Source organism: Microbulbifer epialgicus, assembly GCF_041447265.1.
Classification (GTDB): Bacteria; Pseudomonadota; Gammaproteobacteria; order Pseudomonadales; family Cellvibrionaceae; genus Microbulbifer; species Microbulbifer epialgicus.
This window is the reverse complement of record NZ_JBGMEK010000032.1, coordinates 1-21305: the sequence shown is the minus strand read 5'-3', so window position 1 is coordinate 21305 and position 21305 is coordinate 1. Positions and strand designations below refer to the sequence as shown.

Sequence of the window (21305 nt, the reverse complement as noted above, 5' to 3'; positions counted from 1 at the left end):
CTTATACAACTTGACCCAACTGGAAGATGGGAAGATACATGGCAATCATCAAACCGCCAACCAGAATACCCAATACCGCCATAATCATCGGCTCCAACAGGGTTGTGAGGTTATCCACCATATTGTCGACGGCCTCCTCGTAAAAGTCGGCGGCCTTTCCCAGCATCTCATCCAGAGCACCGGATTCCTCACCGATGGCCGCCATCTGCACCAGCATGGTTGGGTAAAGGCCGGAGGAGCGCAATGCGGCATTGAGGGGGATACCGGTAGCTACTGAGTCTCGAATCTTAAGAGTCGCTTCTTCGTACAGGCTATTGCCGGTGGCACCGGCCACAGATTTGAGCGCATCAATCAGTGGAACACCGGCAGCGAAGGTGGTGGATAGGGTGCGTGCAAACCGCGCAGAAATGGAATTGTAGGTGATCATTCCCAATATGGGTAACTTTAGTATCAGGCGATCAAAGAACTCTGCCACCTTCTTGTTGCGCTTCTTAGCCTCAATCGTACCGCCAACTCCAATAACAACGGCAAGCAGTGCAAAGAACCAATTGGCCTGCATCCACTCCGACATGCCCACCACCAGTTGGGTAAATGCGGGGAGGTCTGCCCCAAAACTGGAAAAGGTCTCCGCAAATTGAGGTACTACTTTGATCAGCAAAATCGAGGTGACTACAATAGCCACCACGATAACCGCAATGGGATAGGTCATCGCCTTCTTGATTTTTGCTTTTAGTGATTCCGTTTTCTCTTTGTAGGTGGCAATCCTATCCAGCATGGTTTCCAGTGCACCGGACTGCTCACCGGAGGCCACCAGGTTGCAAAAAAGATCATCAAAGTAGAGCGGATGTTTGCGCAAGGCATCTGCAAATGCAGTACCCGAAGCCACGTCATCTCTAACCTTGAAAATAAGCTCCTTAACCCCCTGGTTATCCAGGCCGTCGGCAACGATTTCAAAGCTTTGTACCAAGGGAACCCCGGCCTTCATCATGGTGGCCATTTGCCGGGTAAATAGGGCGATATCGGCGGGTTTGACTTTCTTTTTGCCACTGCCAAACAGGGGTTTTGGCTTTTTCTGTACCCGGTTGGCGATAATGCCCTGTTTGCGCAGTTGCGCTTTTACCAGTGCAGGGCTGCTACCATTGATTTCCCCCTGGACCTTGGCCCCTTTACTATCTACTCCTTTGTAGATATATGCGACCGCTGTGGCGTTGGCCATAAATGCTTTTCCCGCTTTTTATCTCTTATTTCTAAAGCCGCTCGAGATGCCTTGCCTTTCACAATTATGCTTGGAATAGCAAATAGGCAATCGTTGGCGGTAAGGCGCTAATCCTTGGTAACCCTATTTGCCTCTTCCAGGCTGGTAACACCCATTACCACTTTGCGCAGGGCGGATACCCTCAAGTTATTAAAGCCCTCTTCGCGAGCCTGGTCGGCAATCTGAATCGAATTGCCGCCTTCCATTATAATTCTGGAGATGCCATCGGTGATGCGAACCACTTCATACACACCCACTCGCCCTTTGTAGCCATTGGAGCAATGCTCGCAGCCGACGGGCTGAAAAATTGACCAATCACTTTGGGGAATGGTTACCGTTGCGAAGCCTTCCGCCTGCAATACCTCTCTAGGTAATGTTACGGGTTTCTTGCACTCATTACACAGGCGTCGCGCCAGGCGCTGCGCAATAATCACACTCACCGAAGTGGCGATATTGAATGTGGGAACCCCCATATTCATTAGGCGTGTCAGGGTTTCCGGCGCTGAGTTGGTGTGTAGTGTGGAGAGCACCAAGTGGCCAGTTTGCGCGGCCTTAATGGCAATTTCAGCAGTCTCTAAATCCCGGATCTCCCCCACCATCACAATATCCGGGTCTTGCCTCAGGAAAGAGCGCAGTGCCTCGGCAAAGTTAAGCCCTACTTTGGGGTGTACGTTAACCTGGTTGATACCCTCTAAGTTGATTTCCACGGGGTCTTCCGCGGTAGATATATTGCGTTCGGGAGTGTTAAGGATATTGAGGCCCGTGTAGAGTGAAACGGTTTTGCCCGAGCCGGTAGGCCCGGTAACCAGAATCATTCCCTGGGGCTGGGCCAGGGCATCCATATAGATTTGCTTTTGCTCATCTTCATAACCCAGCGCGTCGATCCCAAGCTTTGCCGATGAGGGGTCCAGAATCCGCAGTACGATTTTTTCCCCCCAGAGTGTAGGCAGGCTGTTCACCCTAAAGTCGATTGCCTTGGTTTTGGACAGCTTCATTTTGATGCGTCCGTCCTGAGGTACACGTTTTTCCGAGATGTCCATCTTGGACATTACCTTCAGGCGAGCGGAGAGGCGTGTTGCCAGTTGTATTGGCGGTTTGGCAATTTCATGCAGTACGCCATCGGTACGAAACCGTACTCGGTAAGATTTTTCATAGGGTTCGAAGTGAATATCCGACGCCCCTGTGCGGATTGCATCGAGCAGTACTTTGTTGACAAAGCGCACCACCGGGGCCTCATCCCCACCGGGTTCATCTTCGTCGCCTCGGTCCTGCTCATCCCCTCCTACATCCAGGCCGTCCAGTTCTTCATCATCCATCCCCTCCAGGCCGGCACCCATATTTCCATTGTCGGAAAGATAGTTCTCGATGGCCTTGGCCAGTTTATCTGCTTCAACCAATACCGCATCGGTGCTCAAGCCGGTATTAAAATTAATCTCATCCAGACCGGCCAGATTGGTGGGGTCCGCCACGGCCACAAACAGTCGGTTGCCACGTTTGTACAGTGGCAGTGCGAAGTGCTTGCTGATTAATTTCTCATCGACAATATCCTTGGGGATCAGGTCGAAGTTATAGCCACCCAGATCAAATAAGGGGCTGCCAAAGGCCTGGGAGGCGATATTGGCCAGCTCGCGGCTTTTGACCAGTTTGGCCTCCACAGCGTGCTGGACAAAGGTCTGGTTTTCTCTGCGCGCGGCTTTTATGGCAGAAGCTGCCGTTGCTTCATCGAGAACCTGATCTGCCACCAGGCGTTTGGCCAGGCCGCTAAGGGGGGACGTTGTCATTGATTACGCTGCCGCTAATTATTACCTTGCGCCAAGTATTGAGAATGGGCCTGTCTATTGCCCGCCCCGTGCAAACTCAGGCGTACAAAAAAGAAAGGTAAAATATAGCGAATTACCGGGCGCGAGCCAAATATCCCTACCAGTAATATTCCAAGCCTTAGTAGGTGCATGTGCGCACAAAAGCTGACGAAATTTGTCACAACTTGCCTGCCGGTGTCAGTGTGAGTTGTTTGTCAGTATTTACTCGCTATTGGGAAGTGATAGAGCACACACTGACGATGCTTAACTTTTCTTACCGCTTGCCAAACTTGGCACAGTCCTTGTATCTTGTTCCGGGACTTCCTCACGGGATTCACCTTTATTTAAAAGTCTGTATGGAGACGGTTACAATGAAAAAGCAACAGGGTTTTACTCTTATTGAATTGATGATCGTGGTAGCGATTATCGGTATTTTGGCGGCGGTAGCGCTGCCTGCTTACCAGGATTACACTAAGCGCGCCCGCTATACCGAAATCATTAATATGTCTGGTGCAGTGAAAACTGCGGTAGAATTGTGTGTGCAGGAAGCTGGCGGCGATCTAGCGAATTGCGCCAGCGGTACCGGTACAAACTCTGAGAGTGGTGTTAATGCTGCAGCTACAGCTGCGGCAGGACACCCTGATGTTAAATCTGTTGCTGTAGCTGCAACCACAGCTGTAATCACTATTACTCCCAACGCAAAGGATGGAATTGTAGAGGATGATACTTATATTTTAACGCCAACTCTTGCTAGTGGGCAGCTTTCTTGGACTAATAATGGCGCTACAGCATCTGGATGTATCGCTACTAATGTCTGTAAGACTAACTAATAAAGTGGCAGTTGGTGGGGTTGCATTCTTATAGCGTGTTGATTTTATCCCACCTTTCTTTCTAAGAGGTCTTGCACCCCAGAGTGTGAGGCCTCTTTAATTGCAATATTTTTGTTGCATTACAATACTTCAGACACTTTACTTTCATGCAACTATAGGCCCCTTATTTGGTGTCTCGCTCATACACTCATGAAACTTTCTGGCATTTCAGATCCAAACCTAACTCGTCAAAAAGCCTACTCATCAATTGTTGATCGAGTTTCCGGCGTTTCCAGTTGGCAATAGATATATGTGTTGAATCGTCAGTCTGTTTTTCCTGCCAGCCTTCAATTTTTAACAAGTTCAAAGCTGTCAGCGAAGCGTTGGTGTGCATAACTATCGCTTCTTTTCGGGGTGACTGGGAGTGCGTCAGCCCGATATACTGCATGGCATCTCGAAAAAGAAATTCAATCTGGAATCTTGCCTTGTAATACCTTACTAGTATCATGACATCTAATTGGGTGTCAGTGGAATACAACAGCGTTCGACCAACTTCGCTATTTTTCTCCCGTCGCAACATCGACATCGCTACACGGATACTACGATTCAGCTGTTATGAGTGAACCGCTGTAGTGTGAATGCCGGTCCCGTCATCCAATGACCCGATAAGGTTAAATACAGCAAATCCTGATCGTAGTTCGTTTTGCCAGCATAGTTGTAGGGACGTTCTAAACCGCTGTATTCGCCTTCGTACAGCCATAGAAGATCGGCATCAATACGCAATTTGCCAGCAATTCCCCCGTCCGGCCCCTGTAACAAAAAAAAGAACTTAACTTTGTTATAGTTGGCACCAGTAGCATGGTAACGAATTTTTAGCTGACGTAGTTTAGACGTAAGTCTGGCTGAATGCTCGACACATAAATCAGTCTGTGACCGGTCTTTCTAATCGATTGTCTGTCACATAAATCATGGGTATCTCCAGGCCTAACTGGAGTTCATCTGCGCTGTCATTGAAATGCCAACCAATTCCTGTGGTCTTTCTGCCCGATTTTTTCCATAAAGCTGTCATTGATTGCGGCAATATGTTCATACCCACCTTCAAATCGATGTAGCAGTAATTTGATATTGAGCTATACAAAGTTGAATTAGCGGTGCGACTAGCGGCGAAAATGTCTTTCGCTAGGCCTACTGTAACGCTCCATGTTCAGGAATGTTGCTTTTCCTTTAAAAACCACCAACACGCTAAATAGCGTGATCATGAATTTCATTGTGCTTTCTTAATATTAGATCTTTGTGATAAAACTGTTTTAATTATTTTTTTCATGAATAGAATGCTGATTTAATTTGAGAGCCTTGTTTCCTTGTAATCTACCCGTTAGTCCTACCTTTTTCGGCACCTAAAGCTGTGCGACGTGTTGAATGCAGGGTGTTAAATTATTGGAGCTCGCTGAAGTTTTTGATACGTAAGAGTGTGTCAATTCTCCTGGGAATCCAGTTATAATGGGATTTTTAATAAAAGTTTCTTGATTTCTGGCTGGCTTTATAGCTAAGGCAGTTTATTCTATAGCCGATTAAATGAATGGTTCTGTAATTCAAATTTTTGGGGTCTTTGGTCAATTGTAGTTTTCCGCTCACCATTAAAATATTTCCGCGCGTAACCTCTACTTTATATAGTTCCTGCTGTTGCTTGTGAATAATTATATTTGCGCTCCCCGTCTCATCTTCTAGGGTTAAAAAAATAATACCCGCAGCACTACCTGGCCGCTGACGGCAGGTAACCATGCCAATGAGCGTAATAGGTTGTTCGTTGTTGCAGTGAATAAGGTCTTTTGCACGTATGCAATGCTGCAAGTGCTTCTTTCGGCGCAATAGGGCAATCGGATGTTCATTTAAACTTAGCCCAGTGCTGGCATAATCACTATCGGTGGTATCTTTTATTGTATTGTTTGGCTGGTAATGGCCCCGGCGAGCACCTTGTGTATTTCCCAGAGTTAGCCAGCCATCCTGAAATCGATTTTGTGTGAAATTTCGGAAGGTGTTGGCTCTGGCCAAACAGGTGAGTTGTTCATTATCTAGTTCGGAGCAATATTTCAGTTGTGTCAGCGAGCTCAGCTTTTGCTTTTTCCTAAGCTCAATAACAGTATTCGCGGTTGTTTCTTTTAATCCCTTGATTAGGCGCATGCCCAGGCGAAGGGAGGGGCGAAAAACGTTTGGCTTGTTGCGTGGTATTGATTGTTCTTGCAGCTCCAACTGGTGATCCCAGTGGCTGTAACGTACATCAATAGGCAGTATCTTCACCCCATGCTGCTGCGCATCGTAAACCAGCTGTGCCGGGGCATAAAATCCCATAGGCTGGCTGTTAAGCAGGCCGCAATAAAAAGCAGCGGGATGGTGGCATTTGATCCAGGCAGAGAAGTAGGCCAAGAGGGCAAAGCTGGCGGAGTGGGATTCGGGGAATCCGTAAGAGCCGAAGCCTTTCATCTGGTTAAACAGTTGCTCGGCGAAATCGGCTCTGTAGCCATTTTCCTGCATACCCTTTACCAGCTTTTCTTTGAATGTATACAGATTGCCATTTTTGCCCCAGCTGGCCATGGCGCGGCGCAATTCATCCGCTTCACCACCACTAAAACCGGCAGCGACCATAGAGAGCTGAATGACCTGTTCCTGGAAAATAGGCACCCCAAGGGTACGTTCCAGTACTGGGCGTAAATTTTTATGGGGGTAGCCTACGGCCTCCAGCCCCTGCTTGCGTTTCAGATAGGGGTGCACCATGCCGCCCTGGATAGGGCCTGGGCGCACAATGGCGATTTCTATGGTGAGTTCGTAGAAGCTGCGGGGTTGTAGCCTGGGCAGCATACTCATTTGGGCGCGGGATTCGATTTGGAAAACCCCGACCGTATCGGCGCGGCACATCATCTCGTATACCCGTGGATCTTCCGTTGGAATATCCTGCAGGCGGAGTTTTGGGCCATAGAGAGCGATGTAACTCAGGGACTTGCGCAGGGCGGTCAGCATACCCAACGCGAGTACATCCACCTTCATCAGCTTTAGGTCTTCAATATCCTCTTTATCCCATTGCACCAGGGTGCGGTCTTCCATTGCGGCGTTTTCTATGGGAACCAACTGGTGTAGCGGTTGTTCGGTTATAACGAAGCCGCCCACGTGCTGGGAGAGGTGTCGGGGAAAACCGTATATTTGTTGCAATAGCTTGGGTAAGTTCTTACCCGAGGAGCTGTTTGGATCTATACCGACCTTTTGCATTTGCTTGGGAAATTCATCCAAGGTGTCCCACCAGGCTCGTTCGGCAACGAGTTGCTCAATGGTAGCTGAACCTATGCCCAGTGCTTTGCCAATATCCCTCAAGGCGCTTTTAAACCGGTAGGTGATTTTGCTGGCAGCGAGGCCGGCTCTGTCCCTACCGTATTTTTGGTAGATATACTGAATGACTTCTTCGCGTCTCTCGTGCTCGAAATCCACATCAATATCCGGTGGCTCGTTGCGCTCACGGGAAATAAAACGTTCAAATAAAAGACCAATTTTGTGTGGGTCAATTTCAGTAATCAATAGACAATAACAAACGACAGAATTGGCAGCGGAGCCACGCCCTTGGTAGAGAATATGTTGTTTGCGAGCGAACTGGACAATATCGTAAATAGTAAGAAAGTAGTGTTCATACTCCAGCTCAGATATTAGTGAGAGTTCTTTTTCAATTAGAATGTCGATGCGCTTTTCCGGCCCTTTCGGCCAGCGGTACTTTCTACCAATCTGGACAAGTTCACGTAAATAACCACCGGCAGTTTTGTTAGTGGGGATAACTTCTGAGGGGTATTGGTAGCGCAGCTCACTAAGGCTGAAAGTGCACTCTGCGGCAATAGCCAGGGTATTATTGATAGTTTCTTTTGGGTAGAGGGCTTCAATATCCCTTAGATTGCGCAGGTAGCGTTCGGCATTTTGTTGTAAGCGATATCCGAGTTGATCCAGAACGGAGTGATGGAAATTGGCATTAAGTACATCTTGCAGAGGCTTCCTGCTGCGGCAATGCATTAAGACGGCATTGGTAGCGATTAGGGGGAGTTTTTCTTGCCTTGAGCGCTGTACAAGGTTCTGCGCCTGCTGATTGCTGCCGACACCAAGATGATTGTTAAGTGCGATATAGAGCCGGCCGTGAAAGTGCGTTTTAATTTTTTGGGGAATGCTTCCGGAATCAGTTTCAGGAAGCCATATCGCTATAGTTTGCTTGCAAAGTTTTAACAGGTCTTTCTGAAAGGTTTGATACTGCCCTTTTTCTGCTCTTAGTCGAGAGGTGGAGATAAGCTGGCAGAGCTCACTGTAGGCGCTTTTGTTGGGGGCGAGCAAAACGACATGTCCACCATCTTGCAGGCGAAAAAAACTCCCGCAGATTAGTTTGAAGCTAATTTCTGCCCCTTTGTTCTCTTGAGAGTGTTTAATATTTTCCAATTCTTTAAAGGCGCGAACGATTCCGGATAGGGAGCACTCATCGGTGATGGCCAGTGCTGCGTAGCCCAGGTTGTAAGCGGTGCGGATTAACTCCTGAGGATGGGAAGCACCCTGTAAAAAGGAAAAATTGCTTTGGCAAAAGAGTTCTGCGTACCTCATGCTGATTCTCTTGGCGGTTCTCTGATTAAATAAAAAGGCTGTCGGCTCCTTGGGATTTTTAGGGAAGTGTAAATCCTGACTTCCTCAAGTATTTTAGTAATAATGAAATCAACAGCGCCTATGAAAATATTCCGTGAAGAAACCACTCCTCGGAGGTAAGATCCTGAAAAATCCAATAAAGGCAGCCGTCTTCGCTTTTGGCGATGTAGTAATCCCGCCCGTGGCGACCGTGTTGCCACCAGTAGCCATCAATGCGCTCCGGACCCTGCAGCAATTGTAATTCACCCTGATAAAACAGCTTATGACCGCGGCCCTGTAGCTTGCTGGGGCGGGGGAGTAACCAGCTGGGGCGTGCCGCTTTAACCGGGGTAAGCTGGTGGCCCTTTTTTTTGGGGTTGGTTTTCAATAGTAAAGTGTCGGCGCTCTGCCAGGCTTGCTCTGGAAGGTAACTTTCCTTTAGGGCAATACCTGAGAGAGCTTGATGTCCCAGGCGGGCCTTGAGTTTATCCAGAAGCTGGTGGCTGCATTCATCGCGCTTACCCTCATCAAAAAGATCTTCACCCATCTCCTCTTGCACCAAGGGGTGGAGCTTTTTGCAGCTCAGGCGTAGCGCTTGTGCGGGGTGTTGCAGGGAGTGCCTTTCGAGTTGCAGTTTTGTCAATGCGATCAGGCGTTGGGGTTCCAGCTGCGGGCGGGAAATTTCCACAGTGAACGCTTTCCTTTGATTCTGTCCAAAGTCCAGCTGCCAGTGCAGTTGCTGGGTATAAAGTTGGCGTCGCTGCAACTGTTGGCAAAGCTCCCTGAGCAGGCGGCCGATGGGGAAAAGCAGCTGCTCGCTATTATCCAGGGGGCTGGGGAAAAATAGCTCGCTCTCGAACTGGGCGGGAGGTTGATAGCTGGGTATCGGGTCCTGGCGGCTGCCATTAAGGCGCGCTAAATAATCTACGAATGAACGGCCAAAGCGGGAGCCCACCTCAGACAGGGGAATGGCCAGTAATTGGCTCACCCGCTTGATGCCGCAGGCGTAGAGCTTGGCAATGGTTTTGTTGTCACAATCGAGCAGCTTGCTTGGGGAAAAGCTGATCCACTGTTTCCACTGCTGTGGGCTAGGTGCTGAATGGGTTCGAGCCAGCCACTGTCGATGTTCTGCTAGCTGGCTGAGCATACGGGCAGCACTGGGGCTGTGTCCTAGCCCCATAATACTGCCAATACCCATCAGCTTCAGTTCTTCCTGGAGTTGCTCCAAAAGTGGCCTGAGACCGCCATTGGCCTTTAGGCAGCCGCTTAATTCCAGGTTCAGGCAAGCTGGGCGGCTATCGCCATTGTCAATACTGCTCGCTGTCTCCGGGGAGACTACCGGAGTAAAGCTGTAGCCCCACTGTGCCAGCTGTTCCAGTTGCTGTTGCTCCCGCTCCGAATCCCGTTCCAGGAGTTGAAGGTCAGCGCTCAGTGCGCAGGCGGTGGCAATACTGAGGCCGGGCTCCACACCGCGATCGCCGGCAGATTCATTACACTCGACAATATGTTGCTTCTCCACCACGGCAAGGGCCCCTGTCTGCGCGTTTTTATCCAGGGCGCGGGTGAGAACTTCCAGGGGGAGTTTGGGAAATTGGATACAGAGCCAAAGCATAGGAGTGGGCCTGCTGATTGCAGTCAGTGTAATGGCTGGTCACGGCGGACCAGATTGGCTGGACGAGCCAAGTGTAAACACTGGCCGCTGGGGCCACCTAGCTGTTTAAGTAGTTTTACCGCTAGTTGCGCACCATCACTGCCCAGCTGTAGGCGCAGGCTGGCGGGGGAGGGGTTGGCGGATTCTGCCAGCGGGCGGAAGTGAAAGTGCAGGCACTCTCCGTTGCGGGCTGCCAGCTGCAGGCGGCGCAGGTCTTTGTCTTCTAGGGAGTGCTGCCCTTGCCAGCTCAATAGGGCGCCACAGCTCCCGGATTGCAGGGATTGCTCCAGGGACCAAAGAGTATCCTTTTGTCCACGAGGGTGTAACAGCAGTAATTTCTCCAGGTGCACGCCACTGCTGGCCAGGGCCGGCGCATAGGGTATGAAGGGGGGGGTGACCAGTATTACCATTTGCTCCGCCTGGGTAAGCCGGGCGAGGCTGGGTAGCAATAGGGCCAGTTCGCCAACACCGGTTTGATCCATAAGTAACTCAGTGGTGGCTCCTCGGGGCCAGCCGTGACCACTGAGTAGGGCATCCAGGCTCCTAAAGCCACTTGCGATACCTGTACCCGAGCGCCGTTGCTCGTTGGCCGCTTGCCATATGTCCGCTCTGGCAAGCAGGTGTTCCAGCTTGCGGTGTTTGGATTGAGTCTCTAACTGGTTGTTTTCAAAGAAGTTTTCTGCGCTGCTCACGACTTCACCAATCGATTGGGCCCCTGTCCCCAGTGCAGTACTGAAGGTGGGCTGTATGCTTGTACAGTGATACTGTTAATTTATACAGTAATCATCTGTAGGCAACAAGAGAGAGAAGGGCGTATTGGCACTTTTTTGCACAGCGCAAACCCGCTATGATTCCGCCTCTTAATTCGAGCACTGATAATTCTTTTTTAGGGGGACGGAGTGAGTATCAAGTCCGACAAGTGGATCCGCCGGATGGCCGAGCAGCACGGCATGATTGAGCCTTTTGAGGCAGGCCAGGTGCGTCATAACGATGATGGCGATCGACTCATCTCCTATGGCACCTCCAGCTATGGCTACGATGTGCGCTGCGCCCGAGAGTTTAAGATTTTTACCAATGTGCACTCAGCCACTGTTGACCCGAAGACCTTCGATGAAAACAGCTTTGTGGATGTGGAAGGTGACCACTGTATTATCCCGCCGAACTCTTTTGCCCTGGCACGCACTGTGGAGTATTTCCGGATTCCGCGCTCTGTTTTAACCGTTTGCCTGGGCAAATCCACTTATGCCCGTTGCGGTATTATCGTTAATGTGACGCCGCTGGAGCCGGAGTGGGAAGGGCATGTGACTCTTGAGTTCTCAAACACCACCAATCTGCCGGCGAAGATCTACGCCAACGAAGGGGTAGCGCAGATGCTGTTCTTCGAGTCGGACGAGGTTTGCGATGTGTCCTACGCTGATCGCGGTGGCAAGTACCAGGGCCAGCGTGGCGTGACCCTGCCGCGCACGTGATCGCCAGCGGCGGTTGAGCTGCGCAGCTATCTATTCTCCATGAACGAAGTATCCAAAAGCCAGCTGCCTGAGCGCGTCGATGTCTTAATTATCGGCGCTGGGGCGGCGGGATTGATGTGTGCGGCTACTGCTGGTCAACGCGGCCGTAGTGTGCTGGTGCTGGACCATGCCAATAAAGTCGGTAAAAAAATACTGATGTCTGGCGGCGGCCGCTGCAATTTCACCAACCTCTATACCAGTGCAGAAAATTTCTACAGTCGCAACCCACATTTCTGCAAATCGGCCCTGGCACGTTATAGCCAATGGGATTTTATTGCGCTGGTAGAAAAGCACGGGATTCCCTACAACGAGAAAACTCTCGGGCAACTATTTTGCAACAATAAATCCAAGGATATTGTTGATTTACTGTTGGCGGAATGCCGTACTGCCAAAGCTCAGGTTCGTACCCGCTGTACTATTTCCAGAGTAAAGGCAGCGGGCGGTGGTTACCGGGTGGAAACCAGTATGGGGGCGGTCTCCTGTGAATCTCTGGTAGTGGCGACCGGTGGTTTATCAATTCCCACTATGGGCGCTACCGGTTTCGGTTATGAGATTGCCAGTCAGTTCGGTCTGGACATAGTGCCTACTCGCGCGGCCCTGGTGCCGTTTACCCAGCACAAGCGCCAGTTGGAAAGGCAAAGTAGCTTACCGGGGGCCTCCCTTGAGGTTACTGCCACCTGCGGCAAGGGTAGTTTCCACGAGCAAATGCTGTTTACTCACCGTGGCCTGAGTGGCCCGGCGGTTTTACAGGTTTCCAGTCACTGGCGTGAGGGTGAGGAGGTCACCTTTGATCTATCCCCCGGCCGCGACCTAGCCGATTGGTTGCTGCAGCGGCGCCAGCAGAATCCGGATAGCCATTTGCACAGTGTATTAGCGGAGCTTTGGAGTAAAAAACTAGTACAGTTTTTTTTACTGCGGGAAAAAATCGATAGTCGCCCCCTCAAACAATTTGATAATAGCGAGCTGCGAGATATGGGTGGCCGCTTACAGAACTGGAAATTGGTTCCCTCTGGAACCGAGGGCTATCGCACCGCCGAGGTAACCTTGGGTGGCGTGGATACCGAACAGATTTCTTCGCGCACTATGGAGTGTAAAACCCAAGCAGGGCTCTACTTTGTAGGAGAGGTGCTCGATGTCACCGGCTGGCTGGGTGGTTTTAATTTTCAATGGGCTTGGGCTTCAGGACATGCTGCAGGGGAAGTTGCCTGATTATTGTTTTGGAGCAATAAAGTTCGCACACTGTAGAAAAAGTTTACACACTAGCTAAGCTTGGAATAATAAAGTCTGCACATTCGATCGCGGGGAACGCGGATCTCGACTTCTCCGTGCTGGCCCTTAAGACGCTTGGAACTAGTACCGTTGCGGCTGTTGCCAGAACCTCGCCCAGCTAAGTCCCAGGGCTGCTTCGACCGTCATCTTGATAAGCTTCTGTGAAACTGTTGAGGTCTGCTTCAGCTTTAACGCTCTTCGCGAGTTCTGTGACGTGGGCATTGAGTTGCTGTTTGAGGTCTTTATCGTGCATTGCTCTACTCATGGATTGCTCCGGTGTAGAGTATGGGGGCATGTGCAGTTACACAATTTAAATTACAGCCTCAGAATCGATGCCCTTAATTATGAACAAGCAAGTCAATGAGGGTTCCACATTCTTTAGTTTTGCTATCCGATCTAGAAAAGCACTTTTGTATTTCGAGATTGTTCTTTTTCTATCCCCAAGCTCCAATACGTCCTGGTATGGGCGAGTAGCTAGCGACCTTTGCACAACAGGAGCTGAGCTGCCTCTGTGATCTCAGCTTCTGCTAATGAGGCTCCTTGCGACTAAGCGCCACTGATACTTTCAAGTAGTTTTTTTACAAGCTGCCAGCTGCTTCCAGCTGCTTTGAGGAGTATCAGCATGAATAAGTCCAGTCTGGGTATTGCCCCCGCCTAATTGTATATCCCAAGGCCAACTTCTGGCCTATGTAATAACCTTTTGCTGTTCTTGGGGGGGGTAGCTCAAAAAGCCAAGATTCACCATTTGTACGATGTAGTTGGATAGAGGTGAGATCTTCGAACCCTGCAATCATCATCGCTTCATGGTTACCAAGGATGCTAATGTAGGTGCGTTGATTGACCATCTCAATCAGCTTGGTGCTATCCGGGCCACGATCAATAATATCTCCAAGAAAGAATAAGCGATCAGTACCAGCTTCAAACCTAAGTATTTCCAGCTGAACTTGTAACTGGCGTAGTCTGCCGTGAGCGTCTCCGACGATGAAGTCTCGCCCTTTGATGTTGCGATCAAGCTTCCAAAACGTACTCATTATTGCTCATCAGTGAACCCTTTTCTATTAACAGCCAAGCGAAGCAGTTCCCAAGGATTGTTTGGCAGCCGGCCGAGGATCTTGTCTATAAGTGCTTGGTCGAGATACCCAACCGTTCGAGGATCGAAGGTATATTTTCATCAATCGCCCCGCGCTTTTGTGGATTAAATTAACGGCCGCTCCAGTCTACCAGTTGCAAATAATGCTCCAACCGAAAAGGCAGCCTCTTAGGCATGTCCAGTCGTTCTCCACCCACCATCGGCAGTAAACCTTTTGGCGGCCGGCCGCTGGCTGCGGCATTAATGCGCTGTTGGATAGAAGTAAAGTCAGACATCTCCGGCGTCGTGGTCATATTGGCTCGGATAGGATTGAGAACTATATAGACCCTACAGGCTGGAAGGACTTTTTCATCCAGTAAAGCCTGAGATTTGAAACGCCCTTCCAAACAGCGGCCACAGTATTTATCTTTGTTATTGTTTTGATGAGTGATAATATCTTTTAGATGGTGTATAAACTAACTAGCTGGATCGCGCCAGAAAAGCGTTGGAAGCTGACATATAAATCTGAAGTTTCCCCTCAAAAATAAGGATAAATAGCCAAGGAGGTGCTACCTACACACAAATGTCTTTCCGCTTTTAATAATGGACTATAACTTTCAGGAAGTTGGATTTTATGAAAAGTTGTTTATCTGGCCTGCTACTGGCCTCAGTTGGATTTCTCTCTCCTTTAACTGTTACCGCTGCCGTTGCCGAAAATCAATTCTTAGATATGGAGCTGACATTGCTATCCATGCGTGCCCAGGAGTTCCCGGCGCTGGTTGATGAAAATTGCCAATTTGAAACTCGTGCGAGTATCTACTACAGCAAAAACGGGAACATTAATAATACGGTTATCCAGTACGATAACATTGGCTCGGGAGGGGGGAGCACTTGGGCTGAATCCAAATACATAGACCCAGTGAGTCGAACGGAGTTTAGGGTTACATTTGAAGATGTTGATGATATACAGCTTTCCAAAGATTGCAGTTTTGATTCTGTGCTCTTTGACAAGTACACAAATTCCTGGGGGCAAACCTACCTTCGGTTTGCCAAACATGTGTACTACAAGCTGAATATAACCGGCTTTAACGCTAATCAATACGCTGATCATGACAACACGAGGTACTTGCAGTCTGTACAAGTGACCGGGGTGTTCCCTGATGGCACAGTTAAAACGGCTAACTTTAGCGATATGACTGGCTCTTGGTTAGTCAATAGGAGTATCAAGTTTAACTACGGACACTACAATACTGGCGAGTACATTACTCGGGTAGCGCCGGAATAAGTTAGGTTGCGATAGCGAGGGGGCCTTCGGGCCTCCTTTTTGGTTTGCAATTAATTGCACAATGTAAAAATTAGTATAACGTCAAATGCACTTATCGTCAGGCAATAGCTTGGCGAGCGATAGCCTTATTTAGGCGCTGCAAAAACCAGTTACTACTCAGCGATTTTTGGTTTTCATGATCTGATCCTTCTTGATGCGCAGATAAACTTCTTCACGGTGAACGGATAAGGATTTTGGGGCGTCCACTCCTACCTTTACCTGATCCCCCTTAATTTCCAGTACTGTGACAGAGACTTTTGTTCCAATTCTGAGGTTTTCACCAATGCGGCGATTTAAAATTAACATATTGATTTCCGGCTGAATTCAAACCATGGGTAGGCCTTCTTGGAAGGAGAGCTTAAAAAGTAATGGGTGAAGACAGTGAGAGGTGGGGCGCGAGAACGATAGGCATAGAAGAAGAAAAGGCGGGCGCAACGCTTCCAGAGCTTGAGGGCGCACTCCAAGCTGCTGAATGTACTCCACTTTATTGAAGACAAGAGGGGTTCTAGCGTACTATGCATGTAGCCACTTTGATACTGTCATTATCAATTTGGTTAGCTGGCCCCTGGTGTTGGTAGCACCTTGGGTCAGCGCCTTTTACTTATTCTTATATTGCTCTAGCGTTCTCCTTTGAAGGGGTGAGTCTTTTGCAGAACTCTTGAGACTTTTGTCTCTCTTGAGCCTTTCTTAAATTTCTGGGTTATTGGCCTATAGAGTTTCGCTCAAATAGGCCTTAAACCTCGATAAATATCTACCAATTTTACGCAGATTTGACACTAAAATAAACTTAATAAAATCTATTAAGATCATTTTTGTGCCTATATTTTTGTGGGTGCTCGCTTCAAAAAAATTCAATTGCCGATTAAAAGCCTCAGAGTAAGTAACATTGTTTTACATTTCAGGGCTTGAGGTTAGTTTGGTGGGTGTCCAGTAGTGTTTAATTTCTTTCTTCTGAGAAGTTAATTTCTAAGGTTTGGCTGGTTGGAATGTGAAGGGGGCGACAATTCTGGACAGCCATTAAAAGGAAATGGAACGGCAATAACCCCAACAAGTGATCATACTCTGGGTTTCGAGGTTAAATAGATAAAAATTTTGACTAGTCTGACGCTAAGTTAATTGGGTGGGTATGGATTAAGCATAGAATGGCCGGTATCAATGATAAGTTTCACGGGGAATAGGCTTAGGTGGCCGGCGAGAGGAAATGTTTGCAATCGCGCAGTCCGTGCGCCCAGCGTTTGTTTTGTTGGGCGCAGATCTCTCGAACGGCCTCTGTCGCACCGAGCAGGCGTTTAAAGCGGCTTTCGAAATTGCAGTTGAGGTAGAGCCAGTGTTTTGATGAGATGCCCAATCGCTGCAAAATCGGAGGCGTATCCTCCGCAATGGCTCCCCGTTTATTGGGATGTAGGTGTCGGCCGCTCCAATCTACCAGTTCCAGATAGTGCTCCAGCTGGAAAGGCAAGCGGCCTATTCTTTTGCTCCCCTCCCACAAATGGCAACAGATTATTGGGCTGCCTGCCGAAAACTGCGGTACGAATGCACTGTTGAATCGAGGTGTGATCTGACACTTCCGGGGTATTGGCGATATTTGCGCGAACCGGATTGAGATCTACATAAACCAAGCAGGCCGCCAGGGCTTTTTCATCGAGTAAAGCTTGGGACTTAAACCGCCCCTCCCAGAAGCGGCCTGTACAGCCATCTTCTTTATTGGCCTGACGAGCGATAGACTCGTTCAGGCAGCGCATAAACCAGCTGATATCGGATAAATGCGCTCGCCAAAGGGCAATCAGCTCTTCGAGTTTTTCTGTTTCGGCTGCATCAAGCTCGTTGTCCTGAAGATAACGCTAGGCCAGTGCAGAGCCCTTAAAAAGCCGCTGCCAGCATACAATGAACTCGGCAGTAGACCTGACGCTTTCTGTCTCTGCATCGATATAAAGCACGATATGGTAGTGATTACTCATCACTGCATAAGTCGCGACATCCAATGCAAACACTTCGGCCAATTCTTGCATTTGCTTTCAATCCACTGACGTCGGTGTTCATAGTCCTTGCCAGCTGATTGATCTCTGCCGCACAGAAAGCTCGACGCACACAACGGGACATACAGTGGTAATAGAGAGTTGTATCAAGAGATATTTGAGAGCTGCGCGGTAGTCTCATTTGTCTATCGGTTTAACTGGATGAATAACCAGTGTTGCGCAGAGTTATAGCATTGCGTCAATAGGGGTAGCGCTTTACGCTTCTTCTAATCATTGGGTTTCCACAAAATCACACATCCACAAAATCACAAAATCGGTGCTGAAATATCCTGATTGAGAGAGTTGGGATGGCCGAAGTTGCATGATATACGGTACTGCCCGCAAGAAGGCGGATGTCTGTTGAATGCAGCCTTATTTGTCTGTTGATGAGACAACCCTTTAAGCCTTCTATGACTTGGCGTTCAGCGGCGCTATCCCTGCACTCTAAATACAACCCTCACCTACAAATTAGTAAGATCGCTTACCAGTAATGGCAATAGCCACACTGGCAACATTGCTCAACCCCAATATACTCGAAAGAGCCGTAGACAATGCTTGATTGTGGTTCACCTGCTCGGATCATTGGGATCATCATAACGACCACTCAACAATCCGATACTGTGCCCCAGATGACGATAAGGGCGGGCACGGGAATAACACAACAGAGCCAGCCCTCCATCAACCAATAAGACAAGTAATGGAGGCCCTCAAACAAAGTCAGTAAAGGCCTTAAAAGCCTGCTCAATTGCGTTAAATAAAGACATGCTAGATTCTTAAAGTTAATTGTCGCCTACTGTATTTTCATAACGCCAACAAGCCCACAAAAATGAATAATTCTTTCAATAAAGGATACAGCAACCCTTAAAGCCAATAACATAAAATCAAGAAACATTTTATACTGCCAAAGATGTTTACTTGAACTTGACATCAAAAATGGATCTGTAGATTTATTACGACATCGATCAACTTTAAAAATAACGAAATCATAAAAAACTTACATTAACAGTTGTGGATGTTTTCTCGGAAAATGGATAAATCAGCTAGGCTATTTTCAATTTGAAATATAGAAAACCTGCTGAATATTCTAAATATCTTTCCACACCTTTCAACTCACACACCCACCAATTATTAGAATAAATTTGGATTAATCGATGAATAAGTTATTCAAAAAAATCACCTTTTCTACCTTATTGTTGACTAACATTATTGTTTCTCTATCTGTTTCCGCGGGAGAGTTCACGCTTGATTCTAACGATTGGCGTATCCGTGCGCTTAAGATTCAAAACGATATAGATCTTGATGTACCGCTAAGAGAAGGTTTCAGACTGGGAACACACAACTCCTTTAACGCTGCGGAGTATGCCAATGCATTCCGCTATGTAGATCCAAATCAAAAGCTGTCCTTGAACGATCAGCTAGAAGCGGGCGTTCGCAGAATCAACTTCGATGTGCATGAATTTTTTAGCTTCAGCACCTGGAAAACTGAGCTCCTGCTTTGCCATGGCACATCCAATCATTGGGGATGCAGTTCATTTGATCGCCGGTTAATTCAAGGGCTCAATGAAGTGAAAAGTTGGCTTGACAAAAACCCAGATCAAGTCATTGAGATAAAAATTCAAGATGAAATGGATGGAGAGCACAATGAATTTATAACACGAGTGGAGGAGTCCATGGGACAGCTGGTCTATCGCCCAAGCGGGGGCTGCAGTAAGGTGCCAGCAGACCTTACCGATAGAGATATTTTAAATGCAGGCAAACAAGTTTATTTTACTGGGAATTCCGCCTGTAGTGATGATAATTATCAAAGCCTGGTGTTTAAGAACCACGAAGGTGGGCTTTCTTACGATCGCAATGAGGTGCTCAATGGTGTCTGCCCGGAAAACCCAGAGAGTGGCATAATGTCAGTTTCAGAGGATCGGACAAATTTATCCGGGGGCAGTGATGAGAAGACCACTAATGCCAGCGAATTACTGATACTCATGGAGTGTGGCCTAAATTCTACTGGACTGGATATGTTGGGCTATACAAATTCGGACAGAATTGCAGCGGCTGTATGGAGCTGGGATGTCAATGAGCCGAACAATGCTGGCAGTACAAGCAATGAAGACTGCGCACTATCCAGAGCCAGCGGCCGCTTCAACGATTTGAATTGCACTCACATAAAATCCTTTGCTTGTGAAAATGCCGAAGGTGACTGGTATATCACTAGCTCGCAGGGAGTCTGGAGTGAAGGTATGACCATCTGTCACGCAGAAACCAATGGCGTATATCAATTCTCTGTACCCACCAGCCCTTATAAAAATGCAAAGTTAATGCAAGCAAAGGAAGCTGTATCAGTGGATCAAGTCTGGTTGCATTACTCTGATATTGCTGAGGAAGGAAAGTGGGAGGCAAGTCACCCATAACCCAAAGAACCTATTACTAGATATTGAGAGCTGATCTGAGAGCCCGGCTGGATAGTTTTGACCATCCAGCCGTCTAAAAACCACTGAGATTATTACTCGAATTACGACTAAAAGAATGGCTAAGTAGATCCATTATTAAAGCTTGAAAACTCTACAATATAAAATTTCCTAATGAGATAAAAAAGCTATAAGCACCCTTCATGACCACTTGAGGTTCAAAGGTCCCGGCACGGTCCCGCGGCGTCTGCAGCTAGAAACTGCCAGCGGGGCTTTTCATGGTTTTTGAGGTAGTGCCATTCTTGCGGTTGGGCTTGTCCTCGCTGACGAGATGCTCTTCCAGCTCCGCCTTCATGGCGGCTTCGGTGAGTTGCTTGATCAAAGGAGTTAGAATGCCATCTTTGCCACTGAGGTCTTTGCCTTCACGCAAGGCCTTGATGGCGGCATCCATATCGAAAGTGGGTTTGGTCATGGGTCATCTCTTTTTTGTTAATGATAAAGAATTGACACATAGTCCTGAACACTACCGGGTATTTTCCGATTTTAATGATAATTGGTAATAACAATCCTTGATGTTCTAGAAACATAAGTGATACATGAACCACAGTATTCATAGAAAGTAAGTACTTAATGTTTGCATCTTCGGTCAATGACGCTAAAGCATTGTGGCTGCACTTCAGTTTGATTCGCACTGCCAATCTTCACGGCCTTACCCCTACAGGTACTACGTAAAGGTACTTGAAGCAATTTCTTACTGCCAACCAGTTGAGGATTATGAGGCACTTCTACCCTGGAATATCCAGCTTTTTCAAACAAAAAGGCACGAATTATTGATGTGACGTTTTAATGCTATACTAGCCTTTATGTATATTATTTTTTTCATTGTTAAGTTTTAATTTTGTGACTGCCAATTTGTGATTTCATATTTTTCTTTTCATTGAATCTAATGCACGATTGAATAGATTAGAGTAAAACTTCGTAATTTATATTGGGCGAATTATTTGTGTAGATTGATACACTTTTCGAAATTATATGTACCTTATTTTTTGAGGTGCCAGCTCTCTCATTAATCGAATTTAATCCGCTATAAGCTCCCAGTGATGACTTACCCTTTATTTTTTGGGTGAGCCATTTGGTGGAATTAATTCCGATAGTAAGTGTTTATTGATGGTGGTTGCAGTAGTCTTTTGAGCGATGAACAGTGATGGATAGCTCATGACCTAGGGAGAACTCGGGCGGAAAAATATCCAATTTAGCAGCATTAGTACAGTCAACGTGTTCTATTTGAGTGAGGCACACCAAAGTCGCTGCGAAATTATCCACTTTGATTTGCCGTGAAGGAACTTTTCCGACAATCACCTAGGTATTAAATTGGTGTCAGAGTCGATTAAATAACAGAAAATTAGTGTTTTTTTTTACTTCTCTCTCTGTTTAAATCGCCCCAGTTGCCACTGCGACGTTACCTGAGCTAGCTTCATCGCCGTGGTAAAGGACTGACCACCAACTTCAAAAGCCAAACAAGAGGGAATCCCCATGGCTATCTACATGAACTTCAACAACAAAGCCACC

At 47.7% G+C, this 21305-nt stretch carries 18 protein-coding genes and 2 pseudogenes; 7 read left to right on the top strand and 13 right to left on the bottom strand.

What is annotated here, in order from left to right:
* Position 1: 1 nt before the first annotated feature.
* Together ACCI49_RS14230 and pilB are read right to left on the bottom strand one after the other, a co-directional pair.
* A complete protein-coding gene (locus ACCI49_RS14230) occupies positions 2-1216 on the bottom strand; it encodes a type II secretion system F family protein (RefSeq protein ID WP_371839691.1) in 1215 nt (404 codons plus the stop codon).
* 107 nt (positions 1217-1323) lie between these two features.
* Entirely contained in the window at positions 1324-3036 is a 1713-nt protein-coding gene (pilB, locus tag ACCI49_RS14225) for a type IV-A pilus assembly ATPase PilB (RefSeq protein ID WP_371839690.1), read from the bottom strand.
* 389 nt (positions 3037-3425) lie between these two features.
* Here pilB and ACCI49_RS14220 point away from each other — a divergent pair, with 389 nt between their 5' ends.
* Complete coding sequence (locus tag ACCI49_RS14220) at positions 3426-3884, top strand: pilin (protein ID WP_371839689.1); 459 nt, start codon at positions 3426-3428, stop codon at positions 3882-3884.
* A 187-nt stretch (positions 3885-4071) separates the two neighbouring features.
* Here the strand turns inward: ACCI49_RS14220 and ACCI49_RS14215 are convergent, their stop codons facing one another.
* The 4 genes from ACCI49_RS14215 to imuA form a co-directional block, all read right to left on the bottom strand.
* Positions 4072-4443 (bottom strand): hypothetical protein, encoded by a 372-nt coding sequence (locus ACCI49_RS14215; protein ID WP_371839688.1) that lies wholly within the window; start codon positions 4441-4443, stop codon positions 4072-4074.
* 929 nt (positions 4444-5372) lie between these two features.
* Positions 5373-8480: an error-prone DNA polymerase gene (locus ACCI49_RS14210; RefSeq protein ID WP_371839687.1), complete on the bottom strand. Its 3108-nt coding sequence runs from the start codon at positions 8478-8480 to the stop codon at positions 5373-5375.
* A gap of 118 nt (positions 8481-8598) precedes the next feature.
* Positions 8599-10110, bottom strand: a complete 1512-nt coding sequence (locus ACCI49_RS14205) for a Y-family DNA polymerase (protein WP_371839686.1) — start codon at positions 10108-10110, stop codon at positions 8599-8601.
* Between the two features lie 23 nt (positions 10111-10133).
* Positions 10134-10841 carry a translesion DNA synthesis-associated protein ImuA gene (imuA, locus tag ACCI49_RS14200; RefSeq protein WP_371839685.1) on the bottom strand — a complete coding sequence of 236 codons (708 nt, stop codon included), beginning with the start codon at positions 10839-10841 and terminating at the stop codon, positions 10134-10136.
* Positions 10842-11048: 207 nt separating this feature from the next.
* On the opposite strand from imuA, the gene dcd reads away from it, so the two are divergent.
* Together dcd and ACCI49_RS14190 are read left to right on the top strand one after the other, a co-directional pair.
* Positions 11049-11618: a dCTP deaminase gene (gene dcd, locus ACCI49_RS14195; protein WP_371839683.1), complete on the top strand. Its 570-nt coding sequence runs from the start codon at positions 11049-11051 to the stop codon at positions 11616-11618.
* 39 nt (positions 11619-11657) lie between these two features.
* A complete protein-coding gene (locus ACCI49_RS14190) occupies positions 11658-12866 on the top strand; it encodes a BaiN/RdsA family NAD(P)/FAD-dependent oxidoreductase (protein WP_371839682.1) in 1209 nt (402 codons plus the stop codon).
* 83 nt (positions 12867-12949) lie between these two features.
* Here ACCI49_RS14190 and ACCI49_RS14185 read toward each other — a convergent pair.
* From ACCI49_RS14185 to ACCI49_RS14175, 3 genes and pseudogenes are all read right to left on the bottom strand, one after another.
* Positions 12950-13179 (bottom strand): annotated as a pseudogene (locus ACCI49_RS14185) (transposase); the annotation flags it as partial.
* A 364-nt stretch (positions 13180-13543) separates the two neighbouring features.
* The gene (locus ACCI49_RS14180; protein WP_371839680.1) at positions 13544-13957 is read right to left on the bottom strand and encodes a metallophosphoesterase; all 414 of its coding nucleotides are present in this window, start codon (positions 13955-13957) and stop codon (positions 13544-13546) included.
* A gap of 169 nt (positions 13958-14126) precedes the next feature.
* Positions 14127-14309, bottom strand: coding sequence for a hypothetical protein (locus ACCI49_RS14175; protein ID WP_371839679.1), 183 nt, complete (start codon positions 14307-14309; stop codon positions 14127-14129).
* 320 nt (positions 14310-14629) lie between these two features.
* Here ACCI49_RS14175 and ACCI49_RS14170 point away from each other — a divergent pair, with 320 nt between their 5' ends.
* Entirely contained in the window at positions 14630-15280 is a 651-nt protein-coding gene (locus ACCI49_RS14170) for a hypothetical protein (RefSeq protein ID WP_371839678.1), read from the top strand.
* A gap of 156 nt (positions 15281-15436) precedes the next feature.
* On the opposite strand, the gene csrA is transcribed toward ACCI49_RS14170, so the two are convergent.
* Positions 15437-15625, bottom strand: coding sequence for a carbon storage regulator CsrA (gene csrA / locus ACCI49_RS14165; RefSeq protein ID WP_371839677.1), 189 nt, complete (start codon positions 15623-15625; stop codon positions 15437-15439).
* A gap of 895 nt (positions 15626-16520) precedes the next feature.
* Here csrA and ACCI49_RS14160 point away from each other — a divergent pair.
* A complete protein-coding gene (locus tag ACCI49_RS14160) occupies positions 16521-16655 on the top strand; it encodes a hypothetical protein (protein WP_371839676.1) in 135 nt (44 codons plus the stop codon).
* Between the two features lie 55 nt (positions 16656-16710).
* On the opposite strand, the gene ACCI49_RS14155 is transcribed toward ACCI49_RS14160, so the two are convergent.
* Positions 16711-17061: a hypothetical protein gene (locus ACCI49_RS14155; RefSeq protein WP_371839675.1), complete on the bottom strand. Its 351-nt coding sequence runs from the start codon at positions 17059-17061 to the stop codon at positions 16711-16713.
* Positions 17062-17160: 99 nt separating this feature from the next.
* Entirely contained in the window at positions 17161-17328 is a 168-nt protein-coding gene (locus ACCI49_RS14150; RefSeq protein ID WP_371839674.1) for a hypothetical protein, read from the bottom strand.
* 1157 nt (positions 17329-18485) lie between these two features.
* On the opposite strand from ACCI49_RS14150, the gene ACCI49_RS14145 reads away from it, so the two are divergent.
* Entirely contained in the window at positions 18486-19739 is a 1254-nt protein-coding gene (locus tag ACCI49_RS14145) for a phosphoinositide-specific phospholipase C-related protein (RefSeq protein ID WP_371839673.1), read from the top strand.
* Between the two features lie 253 nt (positions 19740-19992).
* On the opposite strand, the pseudogene ACCI49_RS14140 reads toward ACCI49_RS14145, so the two are convergent.
* Positions 19993-20208, bottom strand: a pseudogene (locus ACCI49_RS14140) (IS256 family transposase); the annotation flags it as partial.
* Positions 20209-20401: 193 nt separating this feature from the next.
* Between ACCI49_RS14140 and ACCI49_RS14135 the strand changes: the two are divergent.
* Positions 20402-20575: a transposase domain-containing protein gene (locus ACCI49_RS14135; RefSeq protein ID WP_371839672.1), complete on the top strand. Its 174-nt coding sequence runs from the start codon at positions 20402-20404 to the stop codon at positions 20573-20575.
* Positions 20576-21305 lie beyond the last annotated feature (730 nt).